At 66.6% G+C, this 17,602-nt stretch carries 12 protein-coding genes; 7 read left to right on the top strand and 5 right to left on the bottom strand.

Annotated features, from left to right (window positions below; all coding sequences use genetic code 11):
• Positions 1 to 57 precede the first annotated feature (57 nt).
• The 3 genes from BJD12_RS12985 to BJD12_RS12975 all read right to left on the bottom strand — a co-directional run bounded on the left by BJD12_RS12985 (position 58) and on the right by BJD12_RS12975 (position 5,990).
• Positions 58 to 3,780 carry a M48 family metallopeptidase gene (locus tag BJD12_RS12985; protein WP_005994780.1) on the bottom strand — a complete coding sequence of 1,241 codons (3,723 nt, stop codon included), beginning with the start codon at positions 3,778 to 3,780 and terminating at the stop codon, positions 58 to 60.
• Between the two features lie 341 nt (positions 3,781 to 4,121).
• Positions 4,122 to 4,559, bottom strand: coding sequence for an NUDIX domain-containing protein (locus BJD12_RS12980; RefSeq protein WP_005994782.1), 438 nt, complete (start codon positions 4,557 to 4,559; stop codon positions 4,122 to 4,124).
• Between the two features lie 216 nt (positions 4,560 to 4,775).
• Positions 4,776 to 5,990 carry an MFS transporter gene (locus tag BJD12_RS12975; RefSeq protein ID WP_050812888.1) on the bottom strand — a complete coding sequence of 405 codons (1,215 nt, stop codon included), beginning with the start codon at positions 5,988 to 5,990 and terminating at the stop codon, positions 4,776 to 4,778.
• A 207-nt stretch (positions 5,991 to 6,197) separates the two neighbouring features.
• Here BJD12_RS12975 and BJD12_RS12970 point away from each other — a divergent pair, with 207 nt between their 5' ends.
• The 3 genes from BJD12_RS12970 to BJD12_RS12955 all read left to right on the top strand — a co-directional run bounded on the left by BJD12_RS12970 (position 6,198) and on the right by BJD12_RS12955 (position 8,477).
• Positions 6,198 to 6,812 (top strand): TetR/AcrR family transcriptional regulator, encoded by a 615-nt coding sequence (locus BJD12_RS12970; RefSeq protein ID WP_005994786.1) that lies wholly within the window; start codon positions 6,198 to 6,200, stop codon positions 6,810 to 6,812.
• Positions 6,813 to 7,123: 311 nt separating this feature from the next.
• A complete protein-coding gene (locus BJD12_RS12965; protein ID WP_005994788.1) occupies positions 7,124 to 7,780 on the top strand; it encodes an SDR family oxidoreductase in 657 nt (218 codons plus the stop codon).
• Positions 7,781 to 8,165: 385 nt separating this feature from the next.
• A complete protein-coding gene (locus tag BJD12_RS12955; protein ID WP_005994790.1) occupies positions 8,166 to 8,477 on the top strand; it encodes a protealysin inhibitor emfourin in 312 nt (103 codons plus the stop codon).
• Positions 8,478 to 9,099: 622 nt separating this feature from the next.
• Here the strand turns inward: BJD12_RS12955 and BJD12_RS12950 are convergent.
• Entirely contained in the window at positions 9,100 to 9,576 is a 477-nt protein-coding gene (locus BJD12_RS12950) for an SRPBCC family protein (RefSeq protein WP_005994792.1), read from the bottom strand.
• Positions 9,577 to 9,820: 244 nt separating this feature from the next.
• Here BJD12_RS12950 and BJD12_RS12945 point away from each other — a divergent pair, with 244 nt between their 5' ends.
• The 3 genes from BJD12_RS12945 (at position 9,821) to BJD12_RS12935 (ending at position 13,646) form a co-directional block, all read left to right on the top strand.
• On the top strand, positions 9,821 to 10,993 hold the full coding sequence (locus BJD12_RS12945; protein WP_005994794.1) for an HDOD domain-containing protein: 1,173 nt from the start codon (positions 9,821 to 9,823) through the stop codon (positions 10,991 to 10,993).
• A gap of 486 nt (positions 10,994 to 11,479) precedes the next feature.
• Entirely contained in the window at positions 11,480 to 13,204 is a 1,725-nt protein-coding gene (locus BJD12_RS12940; RefSeq protein WP_005994796.1) for a S10 family serine carboxypeptidase-like protein, read from the top strand.
• A gap of 34 nt (positions 13,205 to 13,238) precedes the next feature.
• Positions 13,239 to 13,646 (top strand): hypothetical protein, encoded by a 408-nt coding sequence (locus BJD12_RS12935; RefSeq protein WP_005994798.1) that lies wholly within the window; start codon positions 13,239 to 13,241, stop codon positions 13,644 to 13,646.
• Positions 13,647 to 13,728: 82 nt separating this feature from the next.
• Here BJD12_RS12935 and BJD12_RS12930 read toward each other — a convergent pair whose 3' ends face one another.
• Positions 13,729 to 16,020: a PAS domain-containing protein gene (locus BJD12_RS12930; protein WP_005994800.1), complete on the bottom strand. Its 2,292-nt coding sequence runs from the start codon at positions 16,018 to 16,020 to the stop codon at positions 13,729 to 13,731.
• A 459-nt stretch (positions 16,021 to 16,479) separates the two neighbouring features.
• Between BJD12_RS12930 and BJD12_RS12925 the strand changes: the two genes are divergently transcribed.
• Positions 16,480 to 16,659: a CsbD family protein gene (locus BJD12_RS12925; RefSeq protein WP_005994802.1), complete on the top strand. Its 180-nt coding sequence runs from the start codon at positions 16,480 to 16,482 to the stop codon at positions 16,657 to 16,659.
• The last annotated feature ends 943 nt before the right edge of the window (positions 16,660 to 17,602 follow it).

Here is a 17,602-nt window from a genome sequence, read left to right as displayed (position 1 = left end):
GACTCCCCTGGTACCAGCACGCAGCGAAGCACCGCGCGCCAGCGGCTGTCGCCGCGCTCAGCCCAGATACGGCCGCTCGTTGACGAACAGCAGGTTCCGCGCGCCATCGCGCCATGCCTGCGGACAGCGCTGGCCGAGCAGCACCGCCGCCATTGCATACGCCACGCCGCGCCCGGTGAGGCTGACGCCCTGCAAGGCCGCTTCGGCGTCTTGCTGGCTGTTGCCGGCCTGCACGGCGTTGAAGAAGCGCGAGATCGCCGTGGCATCGTCGCCAAGATCGCGCAGCGTGGTGTCGCGAGCTGCCTGCACCGGCCAACCCTGACGTGCGGCCAAGGCCCATGCGACCGGTGCGGTGAAAGGATCGATCCCCGCCTCGTCGCCGAGCGCGCGCGCCTGTTGCAGCAGCGCCGCAGTGGCGCCGTCCGAGGCTGCCGCAAGCCGCACCAGCCGTGCCTGGACGTCGCGGTCTGCCGCAGCGCCCGCCACCGCGGCGTCCAGCTGGCCGGAGGCCAGTGCGTGATAGCCCTGGTACGGCGTGTCCTGCGTGCCCTCGCCGCTTTCCAGCGCCAGGGCCGAGGCCAGCGAAGGCGAGCGCTGCGCCAGCGCCGCAAGGTCGGGGGCCAGGCCGCGGTAACGCTGCAGCCGCGCCAGCTGCGGCACGATGTCGTCGGCCATCGCAGGAACGCGTGCGGCTTGTTCGTAGAGCGCCTGCGCTTCCGGAAAGCGGCCTTGCTCGGCATGCACGGCGGCAGCGGCACGTTGCAACCACGGATCGTTCGGCCAGCGCGCATGCGCATCGATAAAGGCCTGATCGCGCGCCGCCGGGTCGCTGCCGCACCGGATCGCCGCGTACTGCAGCGCCGATGCATCGGGGCGGGCCAGGGCCATCGACGCGTGCTGCTTGCACACCTGAGCACGTTGCTCCGGCGCGGCGGTGTCCTGCTGGACGCGCAAAGCCACCACGTCCAACGGGTCGCGCTGCAGACGCTCGGCCAAGAGCGCCGGCACCGCTTGCGGCGCGGCGCGTTGCAGGCGATCCAGCCATTGCTCCAGATAGGCCGATTGCGCGCCATCCCAGCGGGCGTGCGCCTGCATCAGCGCCAGGTCCTGCGCGGGTGTCAGTTCGCCCAGCAGTTGATGCGGTGGCCGGTCGGAGACCGCAGTCACTACATCGCGGTACTGGCTGCCCTTGCCGCTGACCGTTTGCGGCGGCTCGTTGAACACCGCCTGCGCGGTGGTGCGCTCCCAGCGGGCGTTATCGAGATGGCGTGTGCTGTCTTCCGCTGCCGTGCCATAGCTGGCGCGCCAGTGCAGCAGCAGCGCGGCGCCGGCCACGTTGTAAGCGAACTGGCCGCCGTGCCCGCCGCTGGGCGCATCGAAGGTTTCGATCACCCCGCCCGCAGCCGAGCGCGTGCTGACATGGTGGCTTGCCTGTTCCGCCAGCTGGAACACATGGCGACCGTTGGGCGGCAGCGAGGCGCTCTGGTCGTCGATGCTCACCGTCACCGTCTGCTGCAAGCCGTTGTAGGCCACCACCTCGGCCAGGCCGACGGTGCCACCGGCCCACAACACCCCGGCCACGATGGAGGCGGCCACCGCAACGCGCGCGACGGAGGGCAGCAGGCCGTCGGCCGCCAGGAAGCGCTGCCACAGGTTTTGTTTGAGGTTGCGCTGGCGCTCCTCGCCCGGCAGACGCACCGGATAGTCCGCAGGTGCCGCCGCCGGCGTATCGCTGGTCGGCGCAGGCGCAGCGTGGCGCACCTGCTCGGCCACCGCATCTTCGGCGTGCAGCAGCTGCTCCAGGCTGGCATCGCGCAGCGCGCCCAGCGCGCTCAAGGTGACCTGCACCCAGCCCTTGGCCGCGTCCATCCAGGGGTTGATGTTGTTTTCGTCGGCCTCCGACAGCCGGAACTCCGGCAGGCACTGCTGCCATTGCTGCTGGCCCAGGGCGTCGGCCAGGGGGGCATTCAAGCGCAGCTGCGCAACCTGCTCGTACACCCGGCGCAGCGCCCGTTGCAGCTCATTGCACGCAGCCACCAGCTGGCGCAGCTCCTTGGCCGACACCCGGCCATCGGCGATCACGCTGTGGAAGGTCTGCAGGTACAGCAGATGCGCATCCTCCAGATCGGCGATGGTGTGGTCGGTGTAATGCAGCACGGCCAGATAGCCACGCAACAGCGCGGGCCATCCCCCACCGAGGGTGTCGGCCGCAGCCAGATGCACGCTGCGACAGCGGCGGTCGTGGCCGCTGACGCGCGCACGCAACACCTGCAGTTCGCCGTCGAGTTCCGCGATCACCGCAGGCAGCTGCGCGCGCGTCAGGCTGGTGCCCTTCCAGGTCACCACGCCGCCATTTGCGCGCAGCCCGCCGTCCATCAAGGCCTGCAGGCTGCCGCGTTGCCGCTCGCGTTCGCGCAATTGCTCGATGGCCTGGCCGTCCTCGGGCAGGTACAGCCCATCCAGCGTCTGCAGCAGATCGCCCTGCGGCAACGGATCGGCGTAGAGCTCGGCCAGCGTCCGCGCAGCGCGCGTGCAGGAGCGGCCCAGATACAGTCCTTGATAGCGCCGCGATAACGACAAGGCCGCAAACTCACGCTCCAGCGCTGCCAGCGACACTTCGATGTCCACGCAGGTGGGCGCCTGCCCAGTGAACAAGCCGAGCGAGACCTGCTCGCGCAGCGCGTGTGCGTTGCGCAGCACCTCCATTGCCGGGCGTGCGTCGATCGGGCAGGCGATGTAGTGACGCTTGAGGTTTTCTTCGCGCGCGGCGCTGGGCGGATGGGTGGCCCACATCTGCGAGGGTTGTGCGATGTCGTTCTGAAACAGCCGGTACGCGTGCGCGGCATCGACGGGCACCGCCGGTACCACGCCATGGCCGGGGTCGTTCAGGACCACGCGCATGTGTTCGATGATGCGCGACTGGATGGCGAACAGATCCTTGACCGGCCGGTCCTGTGCAAATTCGCGCCCGGCAAAACGCAACGCGCGCTGCCAGCCATCGTCGGCCGCTTCCAGCTTGTGCAGCGCGTGCACCAGGGCGTCGCTGCCGGTGAGCGAGGCGGCCACCAGGTCGGCCTGGTATTCCATCTCGCGCGACAGTGCGCGCTGCGCCAGCACCACGCCGCGGAAGGCGATCTCGACCAGCGAGCGGATCGACCACACGATCAACGACAGCCCCCAGCCGATCCATGCCACACGCAGGTCGATCCGCGACAACGTCGCCAGCAGCTTGTCCAGGGCATCGCGCTTGCCGACGATATGCGCGGCGATCTGCTGGGCGATATAGACCCAACGGCCGACCGCCATCGTGCGTTGGGCGAAGTGGCCGAATTCGTGGGCCAGCACGGCCTTCAATTCGCCCAGATTCAGCACGTTGACCAGGCCCAGGCCGATGTCCAGGTTCTTGCGCGAGGGCAGCAACAGATTGAGCAGCGACAGGTCGTAGAACACCCCGGCGTTGACCTGCGCCGACAGGTAGACCTTGTGCGGACGCGGCGCGCCGGCCTCATCGGCCAACCGATGCAGGAAGGCGAACAGCTCCGGTTGCGCGGCGGGCGTCAGTTCCAGCGCGCGGGTGTCGCGTTCGGCGCGCTTGTTGAACACCAGTGCCTTGGCCATGAACACCGCCAGGAACGCGGCACCTGCGGCCACCAGCCACAGCCATACGGCCTGCTCGCCACCGGAGCCCTGCAGCAGCCCGGACGCCAGCCGGTAGGCTGTCCAACCGAACCACCCCAGCAACCCCAGATACACCGCGATAAAGCCGCCCAGCCCCAGCATGGCCAGCCAGGCATTGCGTCGGTATTTGCTGCTGGGTGCAGTCAGCCGTTCCGGCACCACCGCCGGGCCTTGCGGATACAGCGATTCCATTCTTCGTCCCTGTGATGAGTGACCGGGCAGCACGCAGTCAGTCGGCATCCCGGCCGTGTGATTCGACGTCCGCAGACCATTTCCCCTGGCCCCGGCAACGCGACGTTAGCCGAGCAGCGCGGCAAAATCCATGTGCTGGCGGCGTGGCCGCCGACCGCGCTGCCAGGCGCATTGCGACGTGGTGCATCTCGCTTACGCAGGCTGCAGCGAATACCGGCCGGGGGCCGCTGCCGGCGTCACGGGCACCTTGATCAGGCAACGGCGACGCGCTCGGCCTGCAGCTGCTGCACCGCCTGCAGCGCCGAGCGGGTCAGCGGCGTGGGCAAGGCGTCCAGCGCGAACCAGCCGATGTCGTGCAAGACGTGCGGTTCGCGCAGCTGCGCCTGTTCGCTGCCTTCGATGCGGGCCACATACACCGGCGCCACCCAGTGCTGCGGCGGGTCCATGTCCGGCTCGAAATGGCTGACCACGCACAGCACGCGCTGCGGATGCACCTGCAGGCCGGTTTCTTCCAGCACTTCGCGCACCACCGTGGCCTCCACCGTTTCCATCCAGTCCACCTTGCCGCCGGGCAGTCCCCAATGCCCCTGCTCGGGCGCACGCCCGCGCAGCACCAGCAGCAGGTGGCCATCGGCGCCTTGGATGAAGGCGCCGCAGCCAACGCGGGCACGCAGATCGGAAGTGGGCATGAGCGGTCTCGTGAGCGGGCTGGCAATTGTCACCGATGTGGCCGGACGGGCAACACGGTCACGCGCGGGTTGGCACTATCCCGGCGTGGGGTGGTGTCCCTGCCCACTCCTGACGTCGTCCAGGTGCAGCTCACCTGCGGCGTGCCTGGGCGCCAGCGCCTGCCGTGCTGCGCAGGGCCACCGCTGCCTGGCACCGCGCGCGACGGCCCTTGCGCGCTAGTGGCCAGGAACCGCTGCGCGCGCGCCGGCCGCAAATCCGTGGGTTCGGGCAGACCACGCAATCGTCCACCCGATGGCCAGCAACACTGCCATGGCAGTCGGGAAGCTCTGCGCTCCCCAGTGCTCCAGCAGCACCCCGCCCAACACGCCACCGCCGGCGATGACGCTGTTCCAGGCCACGACATTGAGCGACAGCGCGACATCGGCGCCATCGCCTGCGCTATCGGCAAGGGCGGTTTGCAACAGGGTCGCTGCACCGCCGAAGGTCAGCCCCCAGACCGCGACGCACGCATACACGACCGGCTGTACGCCCTGCAGCAATGCCAGGACCACCGATACCCCAAAGAAGGTGGCCAACGCGACCAGCACGGTGCTGCGCAAATGCTGTTCCACCAGCTTGCCGGCGACACCGATGCCCACTAGTGCTGCCGTGCCGAAGGTGAGCAGCAGTACATCCACCCGATGGCCCAGGCCTGCCTGTGCGGCGAACGGTGCCACGTAGGTGTAGAGGATGTTGTGCGCCAGCATCCAGGCCATCACCGTGGCGAGCACCGGGCGTACGCCGGGCGTGCCAAGCACGTTGCGCAATGGCACCCGCTGCGTTGCCGTCTGGCCGGGATAGTCCGGCACCTTGAGCAACACCCAGGCGATCAGCGCGACCGTCAGTGCCGACATGGCCGCGAACGCGATGCGCCAGCCGATCAGCCCGCCCATCCAGGTTCCCAGCGGCACGCCGAGCGACAGCGCGATCGGCGTGCCCACCATCGCAATCGCCATGGCCTTGCCCTGCTGTTCGGGTTGAACCATGCGCCGCGCATACCCGGCAAGCAGGCTCCACGCCAGGCCCGCCGCTGCGCCAGCGAAGAACCGTGCCACCAGGGTCAGACCATAGTGGGTGGACAGGGCGGTGACGGAGTTGAACACCAGGAAGCCGACGATGGTGAGCAACAGAACGCGACGACGACGCCAGTGCTGGGTGGCGATGGTCAACGGGATCGCCGCCAGCAGCGAGCCCACCGCATAGGCAGTGACGGTCTGGCCGGCGAGCGCGGGGGTCACCCCCAAGCCCTCGGAGATCTGCGGCAGCAATCCGGTCGGCAGCGTTTCGGTCACGATGCAGATGAAGCCGGTCATGGCCAGGGCCAGCAGGGCGGCGATGGGCAACGGAGCAGCAGCGGGCGCAGGTGCCGGCGGGGCCTTGGAAGCGGTCACAGGATGTCCTTGGTCATGAGCAACGGAAGTTTATGTACCGAACGATATATATGTAGGCAAAAAAAAAACCCGCTGTGCGGGCCTGTCGATATCCTCGGCTAGTGACGCTGCAAGATATGTATCGATGGATATAAATCTAGGCCGACGGCATCCGGTTGTCAATGACTTATGTATCGAATAGTATCGATCTAGAAAGCGGGGAGCGTGATGGCGCAGATGGGCAGACCACGAACCTTTGATCGCGATGTCGCGGTCGAGCAGGCACTGCACCTGTTCTGGGAACAGGGTTACGAGTCGACGTCGCTGAGCCAGCTCAAGGCGGCGATCGGCGGCGGGATCACCGCGCCCAGCTTTTATGCAGCGTTCGGCTCCAAGGAAGCGCTCTACAGGGAATGCATGGAGCGCTATCTGGCCACCTACGCGCAGGTCACCCAGTGCTTGTGGGACGCGTCGCTTGCGCCAAGGCAGGCGCTGGAACTTGCCTTGCGGCGCTCGGCCAAGATGCAGTGCGAACGCGGGCACCCCAAGGGTTGCATGGTTGCCTTGGGGGTCATGAGCGCGCCCTCTCCGGAACTGGCCGCGATCTCGACCCCGCTGACGCGATCGCGCGCACGGACACGTGCAGGCATCCGCGCCTGCGTGGAGCGCGCCATTGCCAGCGGAGAATTGGCATCCGGCCTCGATGCAGCCGCCTTGGCCTGCGTCTTCGACAGCTTCCTGCTTGGGCTGTCCACGCTCGCTAGGGATGGCGTGGGTTTCAAGCTCATGGAGGCCGCGATCGCGCAGGTGCTGCAGCTTTGGGATCACAACAGCGCTGGATAGCCCATGTCTGGCGATATCCCGGTGCGGCAGCGCAGGCATCGCCCCCACGCCTCACTGAGCGGCCATACCACAGGGCCAGTCGCCCTCCGCACCGGATGGATGGTGTCGTGCCTTCGCACTGGTGCGCTCTGCACCCTGCCTCCGGTCGCTGACAGGGTGCTTCGCGCCCGCAAGTCGTCCGCTCGCTCCATCGAAGAACGCGCCGGCCAGCGCAGCACTCGCACGCACCTGCGCTGACATCGTCTTAGCGTCGCATTGGCGAGGATGATCACCCTCGGCGCTGTGTCGGCGCGCATCGGTTGGAAGTGTGCATGTCTCGTATCCTCGTCATTGGCGGCCACGGCAAGGTGGCGCGCTTGCTCACCCCGCTGCTGTTGACCGGCGGTCACCACGTCACCGCGCTGTTTCGCAATCCCGAGCACGAAGGCGATGTGATTGCCGATGGCGCCACGCCAGTGGTGTTCGACATCGAGCACGCCGATACCGACGCCATCGCCGCGCAGCTGGCAGGCCACGACGCGGTGGTGTGGTCGGCCGGTGCTGGCGGCGGCGATGCCGCGCGCACCTATGCAGTAGACCGCGATGCGGCCATCCGGTCGATGCATGCGGCCGAACAGGCACGCGTGCGCCGCTATGTGATGGTGTCGTATCTCGGCGCCGGGCTGGAACACGGCATCGGCCCGGACGACGGCTTCTTCGCCTATGCGCAGGCCAAGGCCGCAGCGGACGCGCATCTGCGCAGCACCCATCTGGACTGGACCGTGCTCGGCCCCGGCCGGCTGACGCTTGATCCGCCGTCGGGCCGCATTACCCGCGACCCGGGCAGCGATGCAGATGGTGGCGTCTCCCGCGCCAACGTGGCGCAGGTGATCGCTACGGCACTGACAACGCCGGCGACCATCGGCAAGACGGTCGGCTTCATCGACGGGCAGACTCCGATCCAGGACGCCTTGTCGCAGCTGGACTGAACGCCAGGCCTGCTGCCGTCCGCAGCGCATGCAATCGATGAGCGCATCTAACGATTTCCTAAAGCCGGGGCCCGCATAGTCGCGAGCGCAGCTTCTTGTGGAGATCGCTTATGCCCGCGTCCGTCTCCCCGCATTGCGGCGGGGTCCTGTGGCCATCGTTGCTTGCCTGCGTGGTCAATCGCGCTGTGGCGGCACGCGGCACTGCGCGTACAACGCGCGGCCACCGCTGGCAGTGCGAGCGCATCGCCGGCAAACCGATTGCCCGGGCGTGCTTGCGCAGGTGTGATGCCTCGACCGCTACCCGTCTTGCGGGCCCCGGCGTCGATACGACCAATGTCACCGCACCTGCGCTGCAACAGGCATGGCGCACCACAGGCGTGCTCGCATGAGCCCACAGCGGCCACCGGTGGATGCCGGGGTCACCTTGCGCCTGGCCCGCGAAGGCGGCGTGGCCGCGTTTCCGGCGATGCGCCGCGAGCGCGCGTTGGACATGGGTCTGCTGGACGACGTGCAGCGGGAGCAGCTTGGCGCGCTCCTGGATCAATGCCTGAGGCATGCACTGCCGCGCCCACAGGCCGGCGGAAGCGACCGCCGCTATTTCAGCATCGTCTGGGACGGCGCCAGCGAACCGCTGCGCATTCCGGAAGAACACGCACCGGCGGAAATCGTACGTCTGTGGAAGCAGGGCATCGTGTAGCGCGACGGTGCAAGCGTTGTGCGGGTATGCCGTCGACACGGAAGCACGATGCTGTCAGATGCCGACGACTCCGCAAGGCAATGAGCTGCCCTTCGTCAACGACCGATGCGCTGCGAAAGTGAAAGGGTCGTTGCGTCGATCATCCGGGGAGGACACGTGTGTCTCGTTGCAGGGCAACCGGTTGAATCAACGGTCGCCACGGCCGGCATTCCTACACCGTTGAATCACACCGCGACACAGCGCCAGGCCATACGCCTGCGCACGTCATCATCCAAACAAACAGACACCGCGCATGGCACGGTGTCTGTCGAAGGTGGTCCAACTGCGGATGCCTGCACCCTTTAAGCTGCCTAGATGCTCTAGAACTGCACAGCTGGTGACGCATGGTGGAGACAGCAGCGTTAGCGCGACGTGCAGCGCAGTGGTCAACTTGAAGACACACCCATCATTGCTGCACTGCGGCCATCGCGGCGGGGCACCTTCGCACTCCTTGCGGCAGCTGGCTGGAGAGACGTTGCGCAGCCACAGCGCGCGATGACGCACGCAGCGACAAGATGCAGGCTAGATAACTGCCACGCGCAATACGGTTGCACCGTGCCACGCGCACTTGGTGACAGCACGCTCAGTGCCCCGGTTGCGCTTCCACCAGATGCGCCAGCAGCGTCAGCGAGTCCTGCCATCCCAAGTAGCAAGCGTGCAGTGGAATCTGGTCGGGGATGCCTTCCTGCACGATGTGCAGATCGGTGCCGCAGGGCAGCGCGTGCAGCTGCACGGTGGTCAACATCGTGCCCGACAATGCCGGGTCGTCGAACACGTCGTTGTAGCGCAGCAAGGCGTTGGGCTGCAGCTCCAGATACGTACCGCCGAAGGCATGGCGCTGGCCGTTGGCGAAGTTGGTAAACGCCATCCGGAAGGTCCCGCCCACCTGCGCGTGCAGGTGTTCGGCGTTGCCGGTAAAGCCGGCCGGTGGCAGCCACTTGGCCAGCGCATCGGCATCGAGGAAGGCGCGGTAGATGCGCTCGGGGCTGGCACGGACAACGCGGTGGAGCGTGACGGTGGACATCGGGCACCCGCTTGGCTGGCGAAGGACGCCCACCATGCTACCGGTCGACGACGTTGGAGCGCAGCTGCCGCCCGGGTGAGCCCGGCCCATAGCGGGCAGCGCAGCATGTGCAAGGTGGTGCGATTGCCCCGAATGCGACGGTGGCGGCGTGGCGTTCGCGCCTGCCCGGCCAAGCTGATTTCCGGGCATCCACGGCGCTGCGGCGCACCCATCACCGTGGGTGACATTGCCGCCGCGCCCGCCATCGCCGATAGTCGCGGCACTGATCAGACAACTGCCTATGATGCTCGCGATTGTGTTGCTGCTTGTTACCGGACTTGTCGCTGTGGCGATGATCGCCGGTGCCATCGCGTGGTGGATGCGCATGCGCCAGCGCGCGCCCGAGACCGCTGCCCCGGCCGTCGGTGGTTCTGCTGCCCCCGGTCCACCGGCCGTGCCAAGCCTGGTCGCGCCGGCACCTCTCGCGGTGGACGAGCAAGCACCGCCGCAGCCCGCGCCTGCCGCGGCGCAACCCTTGCAGGCCGAGCCGCCGCCCATGCGCCCGCTGTTGCGGCGCATGTATGCCGCCGTCATGGCCACCCCATCGCTGGCCGACGGCAGCCTGCCCACCGACCCCACACAGGCCGCCGTGCTGGAGGCGGCGACCGCCGCGCTCGACCATGTCGACCTGCGCCCGCAGCTGTTGCCGCGTCGCCCGCACCTGCTGCCGCAGCTGATGCGCGCGGTCAACGACCCGGATGGGTCCGGGCGCGGCATCGCGGCCATCATCGCCCAGGACCCCGCGCTGGCGGCCAACCTGCTGCGCATCGCCAACAGCGCGCTGTACCGCCCGCAGGGCGGCCCGCTGGAAAGCCTGGAACGCGCGGTGGTGCACATCGGCACCGAGGGCGTGCGTCAGATCGTGGCCGCAGCTGTGATGCAACCGGTACTAAGCCTGGAAGGCGGCCTCCACTCACGCTTGCCTGCAGCGGTCTGGGATTACGCGTTGCGTACCGCCACTGCGGCAGCCGCGTACATGCGCGAACGCGGCGGCGACACGTTGTCCGGGCAGCTGGCAGGGCTGCTGCAGGGCCTGGGTGCGGTAGTGATCCTGCGCGTGCTGCGCGATGCCTACGCCGAGCGACTCGGGGTGCCCTACAGCCTGGAAGTGGCGGCTACCCTGGTCGACCGCCACACCGCCGCGGTGGCCAAGACCATCGCCGCCACCTGGGAGCTGCCGGCGTCGCTGGGGATAGCGCTGGAAGAACAGCGCCCCGAGCACGACGCCACCTTGCTGGCCACCACGCTGGGCCGCGCGCTGCGCTACGGGCGCCTGGCCGCCGCGCTGGCCATGCTGGCCAGGCATGGCGCCGAGCAGGAAGACCACGCCCTCGGCGTACTCGCCACGCTGGAACCGGACGACGCGGCCAACGCGGCGCTATGGCAACGGCTGGTGGCTGCCAGCGTGGAGTAGATCGGTAGCAGCCTGCGGCTGGTTCGCGCATCGAGCCCATTGTTCGTGATCCGCGTAAGCGTCGCGCTGATGGCGTACACCGGTGCGCCGACCGGCTGATCACGCAGCCAGGACGGGCGCATCCGCCGGACCCGCTCCAGGCTCAGAGCCCATGGTCTCGGCGCGCAGCCACGCGGACACTCCGACCAGCTGATCGGCCGGTCTGCCGCCGCACGTGACGTACCAGCGCGATGTCGAGTCGATCACAACGCGTGGCACCGGCGCTGGCCAGCGCAGTTTCTCCTTCGCTCGCCCTGCCGTGGCTTCGCATCGCAGTGTCCGGGACGGCCTGCCGACTGCCCACGCTGAACACCGGTCTGATCCCCTCGCTGCATCACGACCTTGGGATGACACGCCGGCTGCAACGCACGTGCGCAATGACGGTGCGCGGCCGGGTGCGTGTGATCGCCATACCCTCGCAGCGCCTCCCTCTGCCACAGGTGCACCATGTCCCAGCGCAATGCCGGCACCCTGCGACACCCGCTTGTCCTGCTGTTCGGCCTCTTGCTGGCGGTGCTATGCGTTGGCGCGCAGCAGCCAGTGCAGGCGGCCGGTGCCAACACTCCGTATATCGATCGCATCGCCTATTCGGTCAAGGCCGATGCCGGGCTCGATGCAAGCGTCGCCAACGAGCGCTCTGCGCTGATGCATTACCAATGGCGTGGCAAACAGGACACCGTGGCCTACAGCGTGCGCACCGGCCACCTGATTGCGCGCGACGCTGCCGGGCAACCGCAAGCCACCTTGTCGTATGTGGCCTACACCGCGCCGGCACGCAACGGCAAACCGCGGCCGCTGACGTTCTTCTACAACGGCGGTCCGGGCGCATCGGCAGCGCTGCTGCATCTGGCCTCGTTCGCGCCCAAGCGCTTGGCGACTGCAGCACCCGCCTTCGGCAGCTGGCCCAATTACCCGATGGTGGACAACGCCGAAAGCCTGATCGCCAGCACCGACATGGTGTTCATCGACCCACCGGGCACCGGCTTGTCGGAGGCGATTTTGCCCAACACCAATGCCACCTTCTGGGGCAGCGATGCCGATGTGCGGGTGATGCGCGACTTCATCCAGCGCTATATGCAGCTCAATCGCCGTGCCAACGCGCCGCTGTATCTGTTTGGTGAATCCTATGGCACCACGCGCTCGGCCATGCTGGCGCTGGCCCTGGAAACGGCTGGGGTACGCTTGCGCGGCATCGTGCTGCAATCGTCGGTCCTCAACTACTACGCCGATGCGATTGCGAGCGGTGGGCTGTATTACCCAGATTACGCAAAAGGCATGAAGTACAGCGGCAACACCATCGGTGGCTATTTCCCTAGTTATGCCGCAGTTGCCGCATATCACAAGCAGACCGAGGTGAGCGTAAGCGATGAGTTCTATGCGCTGCAGATGCGCGCGTTCGTCAGCGTGGTGCACGCGGAGTTTCAGCGCTATGGCCCCACCTGGGTGCTCAGTCAGTACGGGTTTCCAACTCTCCTGGGCAAGCCGGTACAACCCAGTGCAGCGGTGCTGACGCGGTGGCGGCCACTGTCTGGGTTGACCACGCAAGCCTTGCAAGGCTACTTCTCATTGGCGTCGTTCAACCGTGGTCTGCTGCCCGGCACCACCATCGGTCGCTACGACGGGCGGGTCAGCCTGCCCAACAGCGACGGACGACTGAAGAACGATGACGACCCGTCCGACATCCTGATCGAGCGCCCCCTGGCCAACGCGCTGGCGCAGCAGTTCCGCACCTATCTGGGATACAGCGCGCCCAACGCGACCTACACCTCGCTCAACATGGACACCATCAACGTCTGGGACTTCCGCCACGCAGGCCGGTTGCTACCCGATACCTTGCCAGACCTGCTCGGCGCGCTACGCTTGAATCCTGCACTCAAGGTGTTTGCAGTCAGCGGATATCACGATCTTGCAACGCCGTTCTACAGTACCGAAAAACAACTCGCGCGGCTGCGCACCATCCGCAATCTCGATGCCGATGTGCAGGTGGCGACCTACTCAGGCGGCCACATGGTCTATCTCGACGACACTTCGCGCCCGAAGCTGCAAGCCGACCTGACCGCCTACTACGCCAACGCGCCGATCGCCGATGCCGTCCCATTGGCCTTGCTGGATTCGCCATGGCCGGACAACCGCAACGTCAACGCCGCTACTGCTGCAACCGCAACGCCATGATCGCGCTCCGCTCATCCATTGCGAGGAACTTCTGATGCGCCTGCTCCGCTGCCTCCGTTATGCCGCCGCCATGCTTGCCTTGGTGGCCACCACCGTCAGTGCGCAAGCGCTGCCGCCGCAACGCGTCGCGTCCATCACAACCACCGCCCACCGCGGAGGGATCGATGGCCCCTTCATACCCACCCCACGCGTCGGCCTCGAAGCCGAGCGCACGGACAGTACCGGGGACACGCTGGAAGAGCAGGCGCAACAGCGCATCAGCAGCACGCTTGGCGCCGACGGTGCATTGGCGCATCGCGGTGCGCTCACCAAACAGCAGGCGCAGGCGCGCGGGCTGGGGTTTGTCGCCACGCATTTCGAGCAGATCGATCGTAGCGGCAGCGGCCGCATCACGCTGCAGGACGTCGAGGCCTACTTGCGCGATCAACGCCGCGACAGGTGAGACAGACCACTGCAGCCGCCACCGCTTCCATGGATTCAGGCTGCAGGGGGTCGCGGCGCGCGGTATCGCCGCGCCGGCGCACTCACCCCTGCGTGGCAATCAGCTCCCTCACCCGCGCAGTCAGCACGCGTACGCTGAACGGCTTGGTCAGCACCGCCATGCCCGCTTCCAGGTGGCGGTCGTCCAACAAGGCGTTTTCGGCGAAGCCAGTGATGAAGAGCACCTTGAGACCGGGGCGATGGGCGCGGCCGGCGTCGGCCATCTGACGGCCGTTCATGCCGCCGGGCAGGCCCACGTCGCTGATCAGCAGATCGATGCGCGCATCCGATTGCAGCAGGCCCAGGCCCGCCACGCTGTCGCCGGCTTCGACCACGCTATAGCCCAGCTCCTGCAGCACCTCGGCCAGCAGCAGACGGATGGACGGCTCGTCGTCGACGATCAGCACCGTCTCGCCGGCATCGGTGGGCGTCAGTTGCAGCGGGTCCTCGTGGGCATCGGGCTGCATTGCATCGCCCAGGTGGCGCGGCAGATACAGGCAGACACGCGAGCCTTTGCCCACTTCCGACTGGATCCGCACCTGGCCGCCGGATTGCTTGGCAAAGCCATAGATCATCGACAGCCCCAGCCCGGTGCCTTCGCCCAGCGGCTTGGTGGTGAAGAACGGGTCGAAGGCACGCGCGACCACGTCCGGCGGCATGCCGGTGCCGGTGTCGCCGACGCAGAGCCACAGGTACGGGCCCTGGCGCATGCCCAGTTGCCGTGCCAGTTCGTGGTCGATCCAATGATTGCCGGTCTCGATGTGCAGACGGCCGCCATCGGGCATCGCATCGCGCGCATTGATGCAGAGATTGAGCAGCGCGTTTTCCAGCTGCGATGCATCCACCAGCGCAGGCCACAGCGCAGCATTGGGGGTGTAGTCCACATGGATGCCCGGGCCCACCGTGCGCTGCACCAGTTCCAGAATATCGACGATCAATTGGCCGACGTCGGTCGGCTTGGGCAGCAAGGTCTGCCGCCGCGCAAACGCCAGCAATCGATGCGTCAATGCCGCCGCACGCGTGGTGGCGCTCTGCGCGATTCCCAGATAGCGCGGCAACTCCGCAAAGCGCTGCTGCTCCATGCGTAGCGTCATCAATTCAAGAGCGCCGGAGACGCCGGCCAGCAGATTATTGAAGTCGTGCGCCAACCCGCCGGTAAGCTGGCCCACCGCTTCCATCTTCTGCGATTGGCGCAGCGCTTCTTCGGCCACCATCAGCTCGCGCGTACGCGCCGTGACGCGCTGTTCCAGCGTCTCGCTCAAGTCGCGCAACGCAGCCAAGGCGCGGTCGCGTTCTTCGGACAGGGCATGGCGTGCATCGATATCCAGCAGCACGCCGGGAAATCGCAGCGGCGTGCCATCGGGTGCGTGTTCCACCCGGCCGTTGGCTTCCAGCCAGTAGTAATTACCGTCGCGGCGCTTGACCCGGTACTGGTGCGCATACGCACCGCCACGTGCGAGCGCCTTGCTGATCGCCGCGCGCAGGCCATCCCGATCGTCCGGGTGCACGGTGGCGATGACCTGCTCCAGCGGCAGGCCGGTGCGGCTGATCGACGGTTCGAAGCCGAAGGTCTCGGCAAACGCTTCGTCCACCGAAAACGCATCATTTGGCAGGTCCCAGATCCAGGTGCCGATGATTGCGCCGGCCGCCAACGCCAGCTGTACGCGCTCGGCATTGCGGCGCGCGATGGTCTCCGCTTCCAGCGCGCGATCGCGCTCGCTGGTCCGGCTCACCACCTCATGCACCAGATGGGTGTTCGCGTTGCTCAGCATCGCGTTCTGAATCGCGCGATCGCGCTCGGCCGCCACCTGTGCAGTGGTTTCGATAGCGATGTTCAACAGCCCCACGATGCTGCCGTCTTCTCCCCTGATGGGCGAGGCAGTGGCATTCCAGTAAGTCGTTTCGTACGCGCCATTGCGCAACATCGGCAAGGAAATGACGCCCTGCCCGTAGCCTTCGCCGCTGCGCATGACCTGGGCAAAGTCGTCGGCGAGGGGTGCGTAGGTGTCGCCCCAGACCTCGGCCACGGGCTGCCCCAAGGCGGACGGATGGCGGTCGCCCAATGACTGCAGATACACGTCGTTGTAGAACAAGCGCAGTTGCGGCCCCCACAGCACCGCGCCCAGCAACTTGGCGTTGAGCATCATCGACAAGGCCGAGCGCAGTGATTGCGGCCAGGTGTGCGGGTCGCCCAGCGGCGTGGCCCCCCAGTCATGCGCACGGATGGCCGCGCCCATGACGCCACCACCCGACATAAATTCCAGACCGCTCGGCTCGATGGCGGGGTGCGCTGTGCTCACGTGGTGGCGGCCGTGCCTGGTCGAAAGTGGGCACATTGTGGCATGCGCTCCCGCGCGCTATGTGCAGGGCCCGTACGGCGTCGTCCGCAAGGGGACAGCGGGGGCTGGAGTGGCGCAAGCAGCGTGGTTGCCTGCGGCTCGGGCGACGACGGGGTGCGGCTGTCCAGGCCTGGCGGCACCCACACCCGCCCCGACGTCACAAACAAAGACACCGTGCCATCCCTAGCTGGCCCGGTGTCGAGCGCGTCCCGGCATCCATCGTCGGACGGGTTGCCTTACTTTGCTCACGTCCTGCTCCTTGTCGACAGCGCCGGATCGCGCATGGCGCCCTGTTGCAGGCCACGGTTTACCATTGTGTGCCTGCCTCGTAAGCGCTCACACCGGATGATCGGGTCGGGTCGGCGCCACAAGTGGGCCGGCCAAGCGCAAGCGCACATCATGCTCACATTGCCACGCACAGACTGACTGGGTTCCCCAAACTACGAGAAACGTCCCATGGATAAGAACCGTATCGAAGGTACCGCCAAGCAGGTCAAGGGCTCGGTCAAGGAAGCCGTCGGCCGTGTCACGGGCGACAAGAGCACCGAGCTGGAAGGCGCCGCCGAAAAGAACGTGGGTAAGGTTCAGACCAAGGCCGGTGAAGTGGCTGACAAGGTGCGCGACGCGGCCAAGTAAGCGCATCGATTGGATCGCACTGCCTGCATCCATGTAGCGTACTGCAGGCATCTAAAGCACGTCACCCGTCCACTGACCTCACCCTGCAGCTGCTGATGGAGCAGAGGGTGCCGAGGTGCAGGGGTAGGCGCAGCAACGTCCTGATGGCTTGCAGCAAGCGACTTAAGCGCGTGTGCCTCAACGCAGCACACACAACAACGCCCCGACCATTCGGGGCGTTGTTGTGTGTAGTTCGCTGTGCGTGAAGTGGAATCAATCACGTGCCATTGGTTTCCCATGCAGCAAACACCTTCGCAGTCAGTCGCCCTTGAGCGCGGCAGACGTTATCGCTGCATGAGACTTACTCAGCGATTCAACCGAGAAAAAAGAGTTCTGCAGTCTTGGCATCGCTATACCGCCGGAGGTCTCCCTGCGAACCCCTCCTCCAGACAGGTAAGGCAGAATTTCGCGTCGCACAGTGAGAGCATCTGCAGAAGATTGAACCATTGCATGGTTCTGCGTCTCGATCACACCACCCGCCATGGTGTCCGACCGCACTACGCCCAATGAGCTGGGAACACACCCCCATCCCATACGCAGAGCGCTCATCGGCGGCCCGTTCATCGCCTGACAGGTATCCCATCAGATGGAAGCTCTCGTGCGACACAGATCTACGATGTTTTCCAGCGTTGTTTGATGATCTGAAACCATGGGGGACAACGAGGCTGAGACGGGGTCTGGCGGTTTGCAGCGAAGCGTCTTGCGCACGGAACCCGATTCCTGATGGAAGCAGATACAAACGAATGTCCATCAGACGCGTCGCATAGATGCTCATCACTTGGCACAGGGCGCCTTCTATTGCAGTCGGAGGCGTCTGCAGGTCGCGCGCGGAAGGCGTGGTGGCGATCCGGGCATTCGGCGCTTCCAACATTCGCAGCCATCGCCGGCCCGCTGTTGAGAGTGC

The organism is Xanthomonas vesicatoria ATCC 35937 (assembly GCF_001908725.1).
Lineage (GTDB): Bacteria > Pseudomonadota > Gammaproteobacteria > Xanthomonadales > Xanthomonadaceae > Xanthomonas > Xanthomonas vesicatoria.
The sequence above is the reverse complement of the archived record's forward strand: the minus strand, read 5'-3'. Positions and strand labels throughout refer to the sequence as shown.